The sequence below is a fragment of the Lysinibacillus sp. JNUCC 51 genome, assembly GCF_015999525.1.
GTDB lineage: Bacteria > Bacillota > Bacilli > Bacillales_A > Planococcaceae > Lysinibacillus > Lysinibacillus xylanilyticus.
The window spans coordinates 2956232-2973106 of the sequence record NZ_CP065545.1 but is presented as its reverse complement, the minus strand read 5'-3'; the positions used below and the strand labels follow the sequence as shown (position 1 = coordinate 2973106).

Here is a 16875-nt window from a genome sequence, read left to right as displayed (position 1 = left end):
TCTATTTACATTTATATCACTGATTTCTGTTACGGGCTACAATCAGCTAAAGATGGTAACTTTATTACTAGCTATCACTGCTTACTACTCTTTCAAAATCACTCATATACAATATACATTTTATAAATAGCTGTCAATTTTCATATATACATTTTTTACCATAAATTGTATAAAAAGTCCCTATCACCTTACTTATTATCTAAAGCAGTAAAAAAGCTACCACAATACTTTTGGGTAGCCATTTTACATCATCTCTGTTTTTTTTATGCTTATTTTTTCCTTGTTTTAGTTTGCAGTAATTATGCTTTATTATATTAATATTTTTACATTCAGTTATCACTAGTTATTAAAACCTACACGTTACACCAAAACAATTACCTAACACCTATGCACAAAGTGTTAATAATCGAATCTAAATACCTATTACTTTTTAATAAAAAATACTTAAATTCCTTTTAATTCTTGTAGTAAAATTGCAGCCTCCTCACTTCCTGCATCTGCTGCAAGTCCATACCACTTTATAGCCTCTTTAATATTTCTAGCTATTCCTTCCCCTTTATTGTATATGTGCCCTAATTGTAATTTAGCTTCCGAATCTCCTTGAAGAGCAGCCTGTTTAAACCAATGAATACCCTTTTCAATATTTCGTATTCCTGTTAACCCTTGGCTCCAAATAAAACCCAAATCATAAAAGGCATCGACATGATATTGCTCTGCAGCTCTTTCATACCAATATAATCCACGGTTCACATCTTTAGGTTGCCCTAGCCGTCCTTCTAAATAGATTCCTCCAATCCTGTATTGTGCTTCAACATATCCTGCTTCAGCAGACTTTCTATAGTAGCTACATGCTTGCTCCTCGTCTTTGTCGTTTCCTAAGCCCTGCTCATAAATAATTCCTAGTGTAAACATAGCTTCTGCCACACCTTGTTGTGCAGCGAAGTCGAACCACTTCTTCGCAAGTACAAAATTTTCTGGTACTCCCTCACCGTTAAAATACATATCCGCTAAATTATTTGCAGCATCTGGATGCCCTTGCTTTGCTGCAGACTCATACAATATAAAGGCTCTATTATAGTCTTCTTGAACACCTAGACCTTCAAAATAAAAATTACCAAGTGCATATTGTGCATCGGCATTTCCTTGTGATGCCGCTAACTCAAACCACTTTACTGATTTTTCTGGTTGGAAAAATTCGCCGTCAATCGCACTATAATATTCTCCAAGCTGAAATTGTGCATCTGCATCCTGTTCCTCAATGGCATCTTTGTATAAATCAATGATTTCCTCATGATCTAGATCTTCTTCATCAAATGCCTCAACCTGCTCATTTTGGTGAATAAAATACCATTCCAATATATCAAGCACATCATCAACAACTTCAATGCAATTGGATAACTTCTCTAGTGAAGAAACTTGCCAAATAAAAATATAGATAGAGAGTGGAATTGCATCACGCAGTAAATCATCATATTCTGCTAAAAGCGTTAGCACATTCTCCTGTACTGACTTCGCTTGTTCTGGATGTATAATCTGTAAGTGTCGTTGTTGATTCTTTTTCAAAAGTCCTTGCACAACTTGATATAATATTTTGTGCAAGGTTGCTAATTGTACTTGTTCAACTTTTATTAAATTAATGTTTTGCTCAAACCATGTATCTTGTGTTTGCGTGAGCTTTTGTAGGGATACAATTCGCTCTTTATTTTGTTTTGCTAAAAATTGCCCATACATTCGTTTCCCCCCTTGCACTCTATCTTGCCACTATTATATGGAATACAGTTCTAAATTGGTTACACATATGCTCTTAAGATTAATCCAATGAACAATGTAATGAACAAAAAGACAGTGACATGAATCCATTTATACATTTCTAATAAACCGATAAATTCACGCGTAAATGCATTAGGTACATAATAAAATGCGGTCTTTGAACCAACACCTTGTGCATCAAGCTTTGCCTTTTTGGCATATATGCTTGCACGAAAAACATGGAAATTATTCGTTACGAATAAGGATCGATATTTTTTTCCTTGAGCATGCTTATCCATAATTTTTTTAGAGAATGCCATATTTTGTTCAGTATTTGTCGATTGATCTTCCATTAATACTTTTTGTGCTGGTATCTGATGTTCGTCAACTATATATTTTTTCATGGCGTATGCTTCTGATACTTTTTCATCATGCCCTTGTCCACCAGAGACGATAATGTATGGTCGTTCTCCATATTTTTGAAATTGCTTTACTGCCTCGTCTAAACGATTAGCTAAAAGTGGTGGCACCTTATCCCCAATTAGTCCTGATCCTAGCGCAATAATATAGTTAGGTTCATAAAAGATTGGCGTAAAATGATATAGAGTGGCATAAGCCATTATGCTTGTGTATAAAAACATTGTATAGCCAAAAATCAAAAACGCATAGAAGAAAAGAATATGCCAAATTTCATTTTCGATATTCGCAAAAATCACAAATACATACCAAATCATCATGATAAAAAAGCTCAAACCGAAAACAGCTAACAATAGATTACGAACTTTACGTCCTTCTTTTTCGAGTAAAACTTTACTATTAAAAAACGTAGCTATCGATAAAACAAACATAATACTCGGGAAACTCCCTAGTATAATGACTATACCCATTTTCGACACTATCCCCTGCTCATTTGGAAGAAATACAGGATGACTAATTACTGTGCTAAAAAAATATAAACCTAAAAAGCCGAGAACTACTGTATAAAGTGTACCCTTTGTAAAGGACATTTTGAAAAAAAGCTAGGCAATCTTTTGAAGCTGCTGTCTGTATTTTGCAGGCGGCAGCTTTTTCAAGTTCCATTGCCCTCTATAATGGTTGTAATACATCATATAACTTTTCACTTCTCGTTTTACTTCTTCTAATGTTTCGCACGCTTTCAGGTTGGTTTCATCTTTAAAATGACCGAAGAAGGATTCTTGGGGGGCGTTATCCCAACAGTTTCCTCGGCGTGACATCGATTGCCCTAGTCCCATTTTCTTCACAAGTTTCTGGAATTGCGGATTCGTATAATGGAATCCTTGATCTGAATGAATAAATGCATCTTCTGTTAAATGGCGGTGTTTCTTCAATTGATGAAGTGTATTGAGGGCAATATCAATACTTAATGAAGACGACACTTCATACGCTAAAATTTCATTCGTTTCAGCGTCTTTAATCGTTGATAAATAAGCGCGTTTACTGCTTCCATACGTTAAATAGGTGATATCCGTCAGTAACACTTTTCCGGCCACACCCTGTTTAAAGTTGCGTTGTAATTCATTTGGGCACGTACGATGTTCTTTTGTTGCTTTTGCCATACGTCGAGCTGGATTCGCTTTTCGAATCGGGCAGATAATCTGATATTTTTTCATCACGCGGCGAATACGTTTCAGATTGTACGTAATTCCATATTGATTTTCTAACGTCATTTTAATTTGACGTGCTCCTTTTTTTCGCCCTCGGAAATGATACGCCTTTAAAATGATTTCCTTTACCACTTCATCTCCTTGTTCTTGTGCCATACGCTTCTGCGCTGATTTTTCTGAAAAATAATTGTAATAGCCAGACCGAGATACATCCATCACATCACATAGATAGCTGACTAAACGCTTTAATTTATACTTTTTTATCGTGTGATAGATGAGTTCAAATTTTAGTGTTGTAGCGATTTTTATTTCTTCTTCAACATCTGCCTTTCGAGTAGATCGACCTTTTTTAACAATTCATTCTCTGCTTCAAGTAATCGATTTCTCGCTTCTAATCGCTTCAATTTTTCTTCTAGTGTTAATTCTTTTTCAGATGGTCTACCTGAATTTGTTTTACGTGTATCTTGTAAACCTTCTACACCTGTTTTACGATAAGAAGCTCGCCAACGTTTGCCTGAAGATTCTATACGTTTTATACCGATTAATTCAACATCTAAACCCGCATTTTCAAAAATTTCTCTTGGGAATTTACCTTTTTCATTTTCCGCAATAAAATGACGTTTAAATTCGTCAGTATATGTGATAGCTTTTTCACTAACTGCATGCACATTTGGATTACATTTTAGTTGTTCTAGTTCTATTTTCGTAAAATATCTTTTGGTCATTTCACTCTACCTCAACATCTTTTTTCTCATTATAAACAAAAGTACCCTATAGGATAGACTTTTTTCAAAGTGTCTATCTTATAGGGTACAGTTTAGTATTGAGAAAACGTCTTTTTTCCGTTATATATAACAGTAAAAAAATTGAAATTAATAGTAATGATGTTGAAATCATCGTCTCACTCCTTCCTTTATATATACATGTCCAATATTTAGCGATGAGTACTGACACTTCTTGTTCAAATTTATTGATATACTTAAATTGATGGAAGCGATTATTTTGTTTTTCAAGATGATTCATGTAGAATTATTATTAAGAATTAGTTTATGACAAAACTAAAAATTATATTGGAGGAATGTAAGTAATGAAAAAAATTCTTGCCGCTCTTTTTGCAGCGACACTTATGTTTGCGACAGTTGGTGCAACATTGTCCATCTCAGATACACCAACTGCAGAAGCTAAATCCTATAAGTCAGGTAAAAAAGGTTTCTCAAACAATAACAATAGCTCAAATTTCCAAAAATCCCAGGATAAATCTAAAGACCAAAATAATGCAACAACAAATAAAAACAATACAACTTCTACAAACAAAACGGATTCAACAGCTAAAAAAGGTGGCTTCTTCTCAGGTGGCCTTATGAAAGGCTTAATGCTTGGTGGCTTAGCTGGCTTATTATTCGGAAGTCTTTTCAGTGGTATGGGAATGCTCGGTAATATTTTAGGCTTATTAATTAACGTTGCAGCTATCATGGTTATCGTAATGCTAGTTGTAAAAATTGTTAATATGTTTAAAGATAAAAAACGTAAAGAGGAAGCACAATGGCACAAATAATTAATGAACAAGATATTATTAATGCAATTTGCTTATCACAGGCCTATTATAAAAACATTCGCCCTGAGGATGTACTTGTTGAACTAACATACGATGATGACACAGGCTTTGGTGCAGAAGTTGAAGTTAATGGTCAAATCGAGTTGTTCAATACAGCAGCAATGATTGGCGCACTACGTGTATGGATTAAAGATGTCCTACATGGTGACCCTTTTTCAACAGGCATCGAACTCGTCCTAGACGATGAGGAAGGCATTATTGCTAGACTATCGTAAATAAGTAAAGAATAGCAGATCAATAAATCTTAAAGATTTATTGATCTGCTTTATTAATTTCCAAGACTTTTTTTGATAGTTCTTTCTTTTCTTCCTCAATCGAAAAATCGACTATCGATCGGCCGAGCATTTTTAACGTAAACATGACGCCTGTACCAATAAATCAATTATGCCTTGGCATAATTGCGTCCGGAATCGGCTTTGTGCTTAGGCCTGCAGGATGCTTTTAGGCTAACATCCCCTAAGAACTCCTTTCCGATTTCGTGACATCCGCCGGAGGCTAACTTCTTTCTGCGGTTGTTTGGACACCCACTGAAAAGTAACTTAAACCCGAATTCATCTCATCAAATTTAGAGGTGGGAGACTTGCTGAAAGAAGTTAAATAAATCATCGTAAATATCTTTGAAAAATTACTAGTAGGATACAATCCCGTCTCAACAAAGGTGGGAATTAAACTCACTATTGCAAAATACATAGCATCAATCCAATACCATCCTTCCGTTCCTTTATAAAACATTGTCCCTGAAAGAATGATAAAAAATAATGTTGTAAACAAAGATAGAAACTGTGGACGCTTGAATGACTTCCACATGCCTACTAACAATCTTTTCGAAGATAAAATAAATGACAGCATCGCATTCTCCTTTGATCCATTTTCACTTCAGCGTTATTACAATTCTAAATGGGTTCATCGCCAACTTTTGATGAGAACCCAAATTGTACTAGATATTCATAGCAATAAAAATAACATACGTAAACGTTAAAAGGTAGAGATTTCGATTTACAATCTCTACCTTTAATTATTTTACTTTTTTAATAGACTATTAAAATTTATAAATATTTTCGCTGCATGGCCTCGTTTTGTAGGAGCCTCAGGTGAAAATCCCCCTTCACTACCTATAATAATACCTTGCTCATACAACATAGTTATTGCATGTTTTGTTTCTTCGTCGTAAGAGGCAATATCAGAGAATGGAGCTTTCCCTTTCACCACATAAGGTTGCTTTTGCTGATATTCGTAAGCACGATTAAACATTAATGCTAGTTGAGCGCGAGTAATTGGCAGCCCTGAGTTAAACGCCCCATCCATCCCCTTAACTAGCCCATATGCATAAGCTGCTGCAATATCTGACTGAGTTCCGACATCATAGCTTGCAATGTCTGTAAATGGTGCCTGTTCCTTCGTCGTTAAACCGAGACTTCTAACAAGCATCGAAACAGCCTGTGCACGAGTAACAAATTGCTCAGGCTTAAACGTACCATCTGGATAACCGTTCATAATACCCGCTTCAGCTGCCTTCAATATAAACTCCTTTGCCCAATGCTTTTCTATATCAGTAAAGCTTAAAGTTCTTCCAGTAGTAAAAGTAACTGTTGGACTTTGTACACTTTCATTACCAGCCGCATCAACCGCTTTAACAGCTACTGTATATGCTGTATTCGCTATTAAATTATCCAAAGTTATAGCGTTTATTGCAGCATCTTGTGAAAATGTTAGCTTACCGTTTACATATACTTTGTAACTAGTGACACCTACATTATCCTTTGCCTCTTGCCAGCTTATTTTTACCGTTGTACTATCCATCATGTTTGCTTGGATCGTTTTTGATACATCCCATAACGTACTTGTTTTAATCGCTGGTAAAAACGCCTCGTTCGCTACTGCTAAATAGCCTGCTTCACTTAAATGAATATTATCAGGGTTTGGTAAATAGCTTGGAACATCTTTTGCTACAATATTGTATGTTGGTACAAAAATGGCACCCGCTTTTTCAGCAGTTGTTTTTATCGTTGCATTCATAACTTTTAATAGCATTTTAAATTGTTGCTGTTCATCCTCACTATAGTAAGGAAAAGAATTATAATAGCCCATCACATAAATTTGAGCATTTGGATTAAGTTTCTTAATTTCTTCTAAAATAGCAGCAATATTTTTTATTGCTCCCTGGGAAGCTTTTATCATCATTGCTGCATTAATGCCTGTTGTCTGAGATTCTTCTAAAATAGGTATTAAATCATTGGCGCCAGCGGTTAAAGTAATAATTTCAGCCTCTTTAATAGTTGTGCGAACCTTTACCTTCTCGCTTGGGTAACCGAATCCTACCACTGATTTTTCCACATTATTTTGTATATCCTTTAATACATCACTCGTTGTATAGCCTGAATTGGCAAAACCCTTATTATAAGAAGTTATTAAACCATCTTGCTGTAAAGCTTGTGCAACAAAGTCCGTGTAACCTAACCCGATCATACCAACCTCATTCATACCATGTGCTAAGGAATCACCCAGTGCTACATAATCTGCTTGAACTACCCAACTTGGCGCTATGTAGTCTCTTTGTTCCTCAGCATTTACACCTATTGGTACTACTAATTGACATGCCAGAATGCTAGCCGCTAAAAACCGAAATTTCTTTGATAATTGCACACCCTCACTCCTCCAAATTTTACTAATTACTATTTTAATATACAGGAGATGGAAATGGGCTAAAAAAGCGTAATTATTTTTAATGTTCATCACCAAAAGTTATGATGACATTTGTTAAAATGTACGCCATGTCTTTGTTCCGGCTGGGCGACTCCTTGGGGATCAGTGAACTGCGCCTATGGTGATGAACCTTTTTTTATTCTAGCTGAACCTTTCCATAAATGCCGCCACCACCAACTTCAATTGCCAATTGCCCCGTTCTTGCTAAATCGATCATATTGGCAATTTTGGGAGGCACGATTTGTTCGAGCTGTTCTAGTGTAACTCGATGTAAGATGTTCATCTCTGTACCAAATGCTTGCACTAATCGTTCCATCATTTTTGGCCCTAATCCTGGTATAAAGTCTAGCGGTACTTGGTGTATATATGGTGGTCGTGCACGTTTATCTGTAACTTGCTCTGAAAGCTCCTTAATACGGGTTGCAACACCTTTTATAATTTGCGTGCTTTCACAGTTTGTACAGATTGTGGCCAAATTGCTAAGCTGCTCGCCACATTTTGCGCAGACAGTCTGATAATATTTTCCAAGCAAAGGGTTTAAGCCATAATTGGCGATTACTGCTCGACCTTCTTGCTCATGAAGCGCCATCTTTAATTCTGTAAAATTTGCATCTAATAGTCTTAATTTTTGATACTCACGTGCAATTTTTCCTAGTGAATGTGCATCAGAGTTGCTGACAAATGTATATGCTTGCAGCTCTTTAATGTTACTCACCATATTGGTATCGGAGCTTAAACCAAGCTCTATCGCATCTATAAGCTGAGGGTCAAATACTTCTGTTAAACTACGATGCACACCTTTACCAAATAAGCTTTTAAATGGGGTAAAAACATGAGCAGGAATAAAAAGCCCGCCTAATTCATGAACCTTTTCCTGTAATGTTCGGCCACCACAATAAATGCGCTGAGAGCTTAAATGAATATTCTTCATATGATTAGACATCCAATTTGAAAATTCCCTCATAAGTAGAAGCGTTGGAAAATAGGCGAGTACATGGATTGGTCCATGGCAATGATGATCATAAATCTCAATTTCAGAACCTGGTATAAGTGTTGTTTCTTGAAAACGAAGCCCTCCATGTTCTAGCTCCTTCAGTTCTCCCTGATCAATCATCTCTGCCATTTCATCCATTACTTCGGGTGAATGACAATCAATAATCCCGATAATATCTAGTCCCTTTCTTGCACTTGCAGTCTCTAAAATTCTTGCTAACGTTAACGTTTTACTGCCAGTAATTTTAACAGCACGACCACTTAAAGTGCGTCCAATATGAATATGTAAATCTGCATAGAAATCTTGCATCATTGTAATCCTCCTATTTTCAAATGAAATAAAAAAACCTCACATTGCTGTAAGGTATTTTACTCTTAATTATGATGGATGATTGCTGTGAGTACTATTATTTGACTCGAAGGCATCCGAGCCCTGTGATGACATTGTCGAAGAATCATACGCCACTAATGTCACTCCAATGTTCTTTTCTAGCTCATTAATTTTTTCAAGCTGTTTCTGATCTAATTGTGCAATTTTTATCTCTTCCATTTTCATCAATTCCTTTCATGAATAAAGTTCCCTAAATAAGAAACATATATACACGAAAAATAATGACTGATTGTCAGTCATTTTCTTTGACTTTATTTCAGCTATTTTGTAACATATTAAATAAGCAGGCCAAAAGCGAGGGATTTCATGTCAAAAGAAGAGAAAATTATTCAAGCTGCAATTGAAGTTTTCCGTGAAAAAGGAATAGAAAAGACAAAGGTTTCAGATATCGTAAAAGCTGCAGGTATCGCGCAAGGGACATTTTATCTTTATTTCCCATCACGTCTTTCAGTTATGCCAGCCATCGCAAAGGTTATGGTTGAAAAAATTATTGCTGCTATTAATGATGGGGTTTCAAAACAAGAGCCTTTTGCAAAGCAACTTGAAAAAGTAGTAGATATTGTTTTTTCTCTAACAGAGGAATATCGAGATGTATTTGCACTTATCTATGCCGGTATTACACAAACCGAGCATATGAAAGAATGGGAAAATATATATGCTCCCTATTACGAATGGATGAATCATTTCTTATATGAAGCTCAACAACAAGGAACGATACGCGCTTCTCTAGATACTACACGTTCTTCTAAACTTATAATCGGTCTAATAGAATCTGCCGCTGAGCAAATTTATTTGTATGACGACAGTGAAGAAGAAACAATTAGACATCAAAAGCTTGAGCTCCTCGACTTTTTACATCATGCACTCGATTTACGTCACACATAAGTGACGTTCTCTTTTACACTAAAAATGACTGAATGTCAGTCATTATGATAGAAAGGAATTTAACTATGCAAAAAGATTGGATTTATGTTGGATTAACTAGTTTGTTTGAATTGTTTTGGATATTTGGTTTTAATGTTGCTGATTCCTGGTGGCATTGGATTATTATTGTGTCTCTAATTGCGATCGATTTCCATTTCTTATCGAAGGCCTGTGAGAACTTACCTACCGGCACAGTTTATGCGACTTTTGCTGGGGTCGGTACAATTGGTACAACATTAATGGACATTTTTATTTTTGACGGTGAGTTTAATGCTATTAAAGGAATTTTCATGTTTATTTTAGTACTGGGTGTTATTGGTCTTAATTTAGCTGATAACCCTTCAAAAGATCATGTTGAAGAGAAAGGAGCTAATGCATAATGGGTTGGATACTTGTTTTATTAGCTGCATTTTCAGAAATTGTCGGTGTCGTAGGTTTACGCTTTTATAGTCAGGAAAAAAATATACGAAATTTAATAATATATCTAGGCGGCTTTGGGCTATCCTTTGTGCTATTATATGCATCCTTTAACTATTTACAGTTAAGCATTGCCTATGTAGTATGGGTTGGTATTGGTACAGTTGGTGCAGTTCTCGTGAATATCATATTCTTCGGTGAATCTAAAAACCTGACTCGAATTATTAGTATAATCGCCATTATCTTTGGTGTGGCAGGATTAAAAGCAGTATCTTAAGAACGATTGCTAAATCATCATAGAACGCCTCATTACAGTCGAGACAGCGTCGGCCTTGCATCGACCTCCCCTTTTAAGGGTCACATAATACAAGGTATCACACCATCAGCATCTGTTCTTAATTATGATGTTTCTATAGTCTATAACTAACAATAAGTTATCAAATTAAACAGATAAACATTTTGTGTTAACTAATTATATTCATTAAGTTGACACAAAATGTTTATTTTTTTACAATATTACTATCAAAATTACTTTTTAGGGGTGAAATAATGGCAACAGTTGCTGAACACACGCATAACAAATTAAGAACTGTCGATCTTGCATACATTGGACTATTTTCAACATTGATGATGATAGGAGCTAATATTACGTCCATTGTACCTTTCATGATGGTTGGTGGCGTACCTATCACATTGCAAACTTTTTTTGCTATTTTAGCAGGACTTATTCTTGGTAGTAGAAAAGGGGCACTCGCTTGTACTGTTTATATGTGCATAGGTTTAGCTGGTGCACCTGTGTTTGCCCGTTTCGGTGGAGGCTTTGGACAAATTTTAAGCCCTACATTTGGCTTCATTGTTTCTTTTATATTAGCTGCATTTGTCGCAGGGCTTATTGTAGAGCGCAGTGGAACAAAGAAAAGCTATGTGGTTGCTGCATTAGTTGCAACAGCTATTAATTACTTACTAGGGACAAATTGGATGTACTTTGCCTATAAGCTATGGGCTAGTGCTCCTGATGCTTTCACTTATAAGGTAGCATGGGTTTGGATGATGCCTCCTTTACCAAAGGATATTATTTTAGCAATATTTGCAGGTATTTTTGCATACCGCCTTCAAAAGGTGTTAAAAATAATTCCGATTAAATAATAGCTTTTCACCACGGGGTGATTTCCGTTAAGGCTATGTGCTTTTCCGGAGGTGACCGATGATCTAATTCTCACCTCTATCTAATAAAGCAAAAATGCCCCATAAGTATATTGTTATACTTATGGGACATTTTTTTATTTTTAAACGTATTTTTTCATCCAGTTTAAGAAGTTATCAATAACTACATCTAGGAATTTGATAGTACTTTCGTCTGTTAAATTTCCTTCTGTATCAAATTTAGTGTGTACTGCTCCAATATAAACATCATTACCACTAAGTAATGGTGAGTTTACTCCAGGTGAGAATAAAATATCTCGTAAATGTAATTGTGCTTTAACAGTGCCTAAGTTACCCATTGATGCCCCCATCATGAATGATGGTTTGCCAATCATTACTTTATCAACGCGAGATAACCAATCGATGGCGTTAACCATAACACCTGGCACTGTACCATTATATTCTGGTGTCAACCAAAGAACTGCATCTGCCGCTTTTACTTTTGCTTTAAAATCAAGTACAGGCTGCGGTGCTTCATTTTCGATATCTTGATTATACATTGGTAAATCATTTAAGCTTAATATTTCAAGGTCAATTTTCTCTGCATAACGCTTTTGAACAAATTTTGCTAATTGCATATTATAAGATTCTTTACGGATACTACCTACGATTGCTACTACTTTCACAATATTTCCTCCTAAATGTGCATTAATTTTATTATTTGTAAACAGTTTTATTTTATACCGCTCTAATAATAGGTTGCAAATTCCTCAACCGGTTTACGGTAACCACGCAAGCGGCGACTACTTTCTTTTTCCTTACCTATTGTAATCATTAGTGCAATTTCATGTGTTTCTGGGACATTAAAAAGAGCTCTCATTTGTTGCTGATCAAAGCCGATCATTGGACATGTATCCCATCCGCGATTTTTGGCTGCTAGCATAAATAACATAGCTGAAAGCGAAGCGTTACGAATGGCTTCATCCTTCATAAATTCAGCGCCACGTTCTTCATAAAATTTAGTGTTTTCATTAACGATATTTTCTAATTCACAAGCATTAATAATACCTAAGTCTACCATCCCTTGATTAAGGGTAGCAGTATTTTTATAGGCTTCTTTATCTCCTAAAACAAGTATAACCGCTGAAGCTGAGTGCACTTTATATTGTCCGTATGCTGCGTCTCTTACTTTTTCTTTTTTTTCTTCATCTAATACAACGATATAATCGGCATGTTGTAAATTAAAAGCGGATGGAGCGAGCTTAACATCCTCCAAAATGGGACGTATATCTTCCTCACTCATCTTGATGCCCTCTATAAAATTATTTGCTGATCGGCGCTTATCTATTAGCTTTGCAAATTCCATCTACTAACCCCCAAGAGTATGTAATTTCCAATCAGTAGAAGCTTATGTTCTCTGATTGGAATAAAAAGTATTACTCATATTCTTTATCGAACGTAATCTCACTTCTTACAGTGTCAATTGGGCGAACAAGATCTTCAATTTGTGCACGCTTTGGCTCTAAAAATGGTGGCAACGACAATTTTTCACCTAAAGTTTCATAAGGCTCATCCCCCATAAATCCTGGGCCATCAGTAGCTAACTCAAATAAAATTTGTGGTGCTACACGTGCATAAAGTGATTCGAAGAAGTGACGATTTACGTAACCTGAAGTATGGAAGCCAAAGCTTTCAAATCGTTCAGTCCATTCATTTAGTACAGCTCGATCCTCTACGCGGAATGCAGCATGATGTACTGTACCGAAGCCTTGACGAGCTACTGGAAGAACTGTGTTAAGTTCTACAACGATTTGTGCACCGTTTCCGCCTTCACCAACCTCGAAAAGATGGAAATCTCCTTCTTCTGCAATTTCTGTAAAGAGCATCACTTTTTCTAGCACCTCTTTGAAATATTTAAAATTAGCAACTCTTACAAAAACCGGACCTAAGCCTGTAATTGCATATTCAAGTGGAATCGGTCCATCTTGCCATGGAGTGCCAGAAACAACACCAGTATTGTTTTCATCAGAAATTAGTTGATATTGCTGATCGTCAAAATCGACGAATGATAAAGTTTTCTTGCCAAACTGCTCTTTAATACCCGTATGTTTAACATTCAATCGATCAAAACGTTTTACCCAATAGTCCAATGCCGCATCTGTAGGCACGCGGAATGACGTTTTGGAAATTTCATTTGTCCCATGAACACCTTTTGGGATGTTTGGGAAATCGAAAAATGTCATATCAGTTCCAGCGCTACCTTTATCATCTGCAAAGAATAAATGGTATGTTTGGATATCATCCTGATTAACTGTTTTTTTCACTAATCGCATCCCTAACACATAAGTAAAAAATTTATAATTCTCTTCCGCACTACTTGTAATAGCAGTAACGTGGTGAATTCCTTTTAAATGATTCATTTTTTATTCCTCCCATTTATCTCGATTTCGAGATATATACGTAAAATTTTTTATTTTTTAACTGCGTTCAAACCAACCTTTTTCAGAGACAGAATCATTGTGTCCATCTCCTGTTGATCTAATACTTCAAAAATCTCGTTAATTTTTTGTTCATGCTTTGGAAATATTTCTTCCATCAACGTTTGTCCTTCATATGTTAATAAAACATACGTGACACGACGATCCTTCGGGCAAGCACGTCGATACACAAAACCTTTTTGTTCGAGCTTATCAATAACATACGTAATGCTACTACTTGCGATTAATATTTTCTTTCCAATCACTTGGATTGGTTGCTCACCATGGTGATATAAAAACTCAAGTACTGAAAATTCGGTTTGATTTAAATCGTATTGAAGTAAATCTCTCTTTGTTGCATCTTGAATCGTTTGATATGCTCGGAACAATACCGTAAAGGCTTTTAAATTACGATTGTCTTCCTTCATACGACTCCCTCTTCCTATTTACTTCGAATTAATTTATCTTTAATTCGAGATAATAATAACATATAAACTTCTAAACAGCAATCCTTTTGCTTTACTGTTATTACAAAAAAGGGCATCCCTCTTTAGGAGATGCCCTCTCATTTATAAATTATTAATTACTAGTAACGGCGGTCGTTGTTTTGTTCATAGGCTGTCTTCGCTAGACGAACTGTAGATACAGCCAAATCTGCATATGTCACTTTTTCAGTAGCATTGAATTTATTTTGCTGTCCATCAATTAGCCCCATTGCACTCACTAAAGCAACATAACCTGCGTACGCTTTGTCAATTGAGCTTGCATCAGTAAAGTTTAATTTGTAAATGTCACTATGTTTAGCAACACTTTCCAAATTTAATACACGCACTAACCATTCTGCCAGCTCCTGACGAGTCAATGTTGTATCTGCTGCAAATTGATTCGCCGGCTGTAAAATACCCATTCTTACCGCTTGTTCAACGACATTGTATAATGGATGCTTTTTGTCAATATTATTAAAGGATTGCGTATCGTTGTCTCTTCCATACGGACCAAAATCATATCCGTATGATAATGATTTCACTAAGATTTTTAAAGCTTCTCCCTTTGTTACAGCTGTATCAGCATTAAAGTGTGCAGGGTCTTTAACCTCTAACACGTTTTGGCGTAGTAAATAAGTTAATTCTCCTCCAGCTGTTGGATGTGAAATGGCTGGTTTTTCTTTAGAATCATCAACTTTTTGAAGCCATTCACCAGTCGTTGCATCGATATTATTGAACAAGCTTCCATTATAAACTGGAGAGTATACTAAGTCATAGTGGTGATTATCCTCTCCATCCTGTTTTGCATACTGGAGCTCCAATTTTAACCCCTCACTGATCGTTGCTTTCGCTTTATCAGCAGGAATAGCTTTGTTTACAGACGGCCAATTATCAATCTTACGATTATTAACATGTAAAGCACTTAATTTCCCATCTGCACTGATACCAACAGAAATTTCATCCCCTACTACCGCAATGCCATTGACAATACGTGGGAAGGAGAAGTAATACTGTTTGCTGTATTTGTCATAGGCTGTATCTTCTATTGGTTTTGAATAGTTATGAATATAAGAAGGAGCCCACTCTTTTAAATAGTCGATCGCTTTTGCTAATGCAGCATCTTTTGAAATTGGTTTTACTTTATCATCTGTCTCCTCGATATCTCTTCGAATATCCCAGTAGTCTGTAATCTCACCTGTTGCCTTGTTCACTTCAAATGTTGTTCCCGAACCTTCATTTCCATGATAATACATATAATTCACATCGTAAATTGTCTCGCCATTGTCGTTTTCTCTTTCACTAACTGATTCGATTTGTAGCTTTACTTTGTCTGAATTAACTTTTAAGAAAGATTTAGCTAACTCTTCAACTTCTGCTACTGTAATATCCTTCTTTCTAGGCGCAAGTGGTTGCGATGCAAGTTTTTCTACAGCTGTTGCCTTTGGTACTTCAGAAGTAAAACCATTCATTGTTCGCCACTGCCCATTTATTGCATGTACACCATTGAAGCCTGTTGACGGCATATACACAAGCTTAGCACTAGCTTCACCTGTTTGGTAATTATAGTCAGCCATATAACGTAAATCTACTGACAAATTTTCGCGAACTTGTGCAAGTATATCTGACTCATTCTTTTTCTGTTCTAAGTTATCAAATGTTGCCTTACTAGTTAACTCGGTATTACGATACATATTTGTAACTTCACCATTCGCTAGAACTGCAATATTAATAGACTCATCACTAATTAGTACACCATTATGTGTTGGTGAATAAGTGAATGAATACGAAATTGGTTCAGTTAATGGTCTAATAAAGCTTGAATCAAAATCACCAAAAATACTGTCTTCACGAAGCTTGTAATTCTCAGTGTTCGGCAATTTCTTTAGGAAGTCTTGAGCAATTTTCTTTGCCTCCACCTCTGAATACTTTACTGGGTACAATGCATCCGCTATATTTGCAGGTTGATAGTAGAAATTTTCTATTTCTAAATCTTCGCCTTTAAAAGTAAAACTACCATGAGCGTCTTTTCCATTTATTATCTTATGGAAATTTAATTCATAGCGCACTGTTTTATCATCATTAAAGTAATGTCCTTGTCCCATCGAGAAATCTTTCTCTGTTACAAAATTGAACTTGCCTGGGAATAGTGTATTCAATTGCTTAATAAGCATATTTTTCGTTACTTTTGTTTCTGTTGAAGCAACTTGAATTGCAACTCTCTCTTGTGGTTCTTTCACATTTGCTGAAGCTTGTGCCATTGGTGACAGTACACCAACAGAAAAAGCAGTAGACGTTAATATAATTCCTAACTTTTTAAATTTTACCATAATATACCTCCTATATTATCATTTAC

The 16875-nt window shown here is 35.8% G+C and carries 18 protein-coding genes; 6 read left to right on the top strand and 12 right to left on the bottom strand.

The window, feature by feature from the left end; all coding sequences use genetic code 11:
* Nucleotides 1-444 precede the first annotated feature (444 nt).
* From JNUCC51_RS14395 to JNUCC51_RS14385, 3 genes are all read right to left on the bottom strand, one after another.
* Nucleotides 445-1731, bottom strand: a complete 1287-nt coding sequence (locus JNUCC51_RS14395; RefSeq protein ID WP_337988628.1) for an SEL1-like repeat protein — start codon at nt 1729-1731, stop codon at nt 445-447.
* A gap of 59 nt (nt 1732-1790) precedes the next feature.
* Nucleotides 1791-2636, bottom strand: a complete 846-nt coding sequence (locus JNUCC51_RS14390) for a YdcF family protein (RefSeq protein WP_337988627.1) — start codon at nt 2634-2636, stop codon at nt 1791-1793.
* Between the two features lie 132 nt (nt 2637-2768).
* Nucleotides 2769-4099 (bottom strand): IS3 family transposase gene (locus JNUCC51_RS14385; protein WP_337988626.1). Its coding sequence is split into 2 segments (ribosomal slippage): nt 2769-3718 and nt 3718-4099, totalling 1332 coding nucleotides; the frame shifts between segments, so codons are not numbered across the junction.
* 362 nt (nt 4100-4461) lie between these two features.
* Between JNUCC51_RS14385 and JNUCC51_RS14380 the strand changes: the two genes are divergently transcribed.
* The gene (locus JNUCC51_RS14380; RefSeq protein WP_337988625.1) at nt 4462-4929 is read left to right on the top strand and encodes a hypothetical protein; all 468 of its coding nucleotides are present in this window, start codon (nt 4462-4464) and stop codon (nt 4927-4929) included.
* On the top strand, nt 4917-5204 hold the full coding sequence (locus JNUCC51_RS14375) for a DUF2653 family protein (RefSeq protein ID WP_100544995.1): 288 nt from the start codon (nt 4917-4919) through the stop codon (nt 5202-5204). The genes JNUCC51_RS14380 and JNUCC51_RS14375 overlap by 13 nt, the downstream gene beginning before the upstream one ends.
* Before the next feature lie 280 nt (nt 5205-5484).
* Here the strand turns inward: JNUCC51_RS14375 and JNUCC51_RS14370 are convergent, their stop codons facing one another.
* From JNUCC51_RS14370 to JNUCC51_RS14355, 4 genes are all read right to left on the bottom strand, one after another.
* A complete protein-coding gene (locus JNUCC51_RS14370) occupies nt 5485-5838 on the bottom strand; it encodes a two pore domain potassium channel family protein (protein WP_337988624.1) in 354 nt (117 codons plus the stop codon).
* Between the two features lie 171 nt (nt 5839-6009).
* Nucleotides 6010-7632, bottom strand: a complete 1623-nt coding sequence (locus JNUCC51_RS14365; RefSeq protein WP_337988623.1) for an S-layer homology domain-containing protein — start codon at nt 7630-7632, stop codon at nt 6010-6012.
* A gap of 196 nt (nt 7633-7828) precedes the next feature.
* Nucleotides 7829-8995: an endonuclease Q family protein gene (locus JNUCC51_RS14360; protein WP_337992238.1), complete on the bottom strand. Its 1167-nt coding sequence runs from the start codon at nt 8993-8995 to the stop codon at nt 7829-7831.
* A 69-nt stretch (nt 8996-9064) separates the two neighbouring features.
* Entirely contained in the window at nt 9065-9235 is a 171-nt protein-coding gene (locus JNUCC51_RS14355) for a hypothetical protein (RefSeq protein ID WP_337988622.1), read from the bottom strand.
* A 147-nt stretch (nt 9236-9382) separates the two neighbouring features.
* On the opposite strand from JNUCC51_RS14355, the gene JNUCC51_RS14350 reads away from it, so the two are divergent.
* From JNUCC51_RS14350 to JNUCC51_RS14335, 4 genes are all read left to right on the top strand, one after another.
* On the top strand, nt 9383-9961 hold the full coding sequence (locus tag JNUCC51_RS14350) for a TetR/AcrR family transcriptional regulator (RefSeq protein WP_337988621.1): 579 nt from the start codon (nt 9383-9385) through the stop codon (nt 9959-9961).
* 65 nt (nt 9962-10026) lie between these two features.
* Nucleotides 10027-10380 (top strand): DMT family transporter, encoded by a 354-nt coding sequence (locus JNUCC51_RS14345; RefSeq protein ID WP_337988620.1) that lies wholly within the window; start codon nt 10027-10029, stop codon nt 10378-10380.
* Entirely contained in the window at nt 10380-10694 is a 315-nt protein-coding gene (locus JNUCC51_RS14340; RefSeq protein WP_337988619.1) for a DMT family transporter, read from the top strand. The genes JNUCC51_RS14345 and JNUCC51_RS14340 overlap by 1 nt, the downstream gene beginning before the upstream one ends.
* A 272-nt stretch (nt 10695-10966) precedes the next feature.
* Nucleotides 10967-11563, top strand: coding sequence for a biotin transporter BioY (locus tag JNUCC51_RS14335; protein WP_049667822.1), 597 nt, complete (start codon nt 10967-10969; stop codon nt 11561-11563).
* A 140-nt stretch (nt 11564-11703) separates the two neighbouring features.
* Here the strand turns inward: JNUCC51_RS14335 and JNUCC51_RS14330 are convergent, their stop codons facing one another.
* The 5 genes from JNUCC51_RS14330 to JNUCC51_RS14310 form a co-directional block, all read right to left on the bottom strand.
* Nucleotides 11704-12246: an NADPH-dependent FMN reductase gene (locus JNUCC51_RS14330; RefSeq protein WP_337988618.1), complete on the bottom strand. Its 543-nt coding sequence runs from the start codon at nt 12244-12246 to the stop codon at nt 11704-11706.
* A gap of 62 nt (nt 12247-12308) precedes the next feature.
* Nucleotides 12309-12926: a nitroreductase family protein gene (locus tag JNUCC51_RS14325; protein ID WP_134024984.1), complete on the bottom strand. Its 618-nt coding sequence runs from the start codon at nt 12924-12926 to the stop codon at nt 12309-12311.
* Between the two features lie 70 nt (nt 12927-12996).
* Nucleotides 12997-13980 carry a ring-cleaving dioxygenase gene (locus JNUCC51_RS14320; protein WP_337988617.1) on the bottom strand — a complete coding sequence of 328 codons (984 nt, stop codon included), beginning with the start codon at nt 13978-13980 and terminating at the stop codon, nt 12997-12999.
* 50 nt (nt 13981-14030) lie between these two features.
* Nucleotides 14031-14465: a MarR family winged helix-turn-helix transcriptional regulator gene (locus JNUCC51_RS14315; protein ID WP_100544986.1), complete on the bottom strand. Its 435-nt coding sequence runs from the start codon at nt 14463-14465 to the stop codon at nt 14031-14033.
* A 158-nt stretch (nt 14466-14623) separates the two neighbouring features.
* Nucleotides 14624-16849, bottom strand: coding sequence for a YcdB/YcdC domain-containing protein (locus JNUCC51_RS14310; RefSeq protein ID WP_337988616.1), 2226 nt, complete (start codon nt 16847-16849; stop codon nt 14624-14626).
* Nucleotides 16850-16875 lie beyond the last annotated feature (26 nt).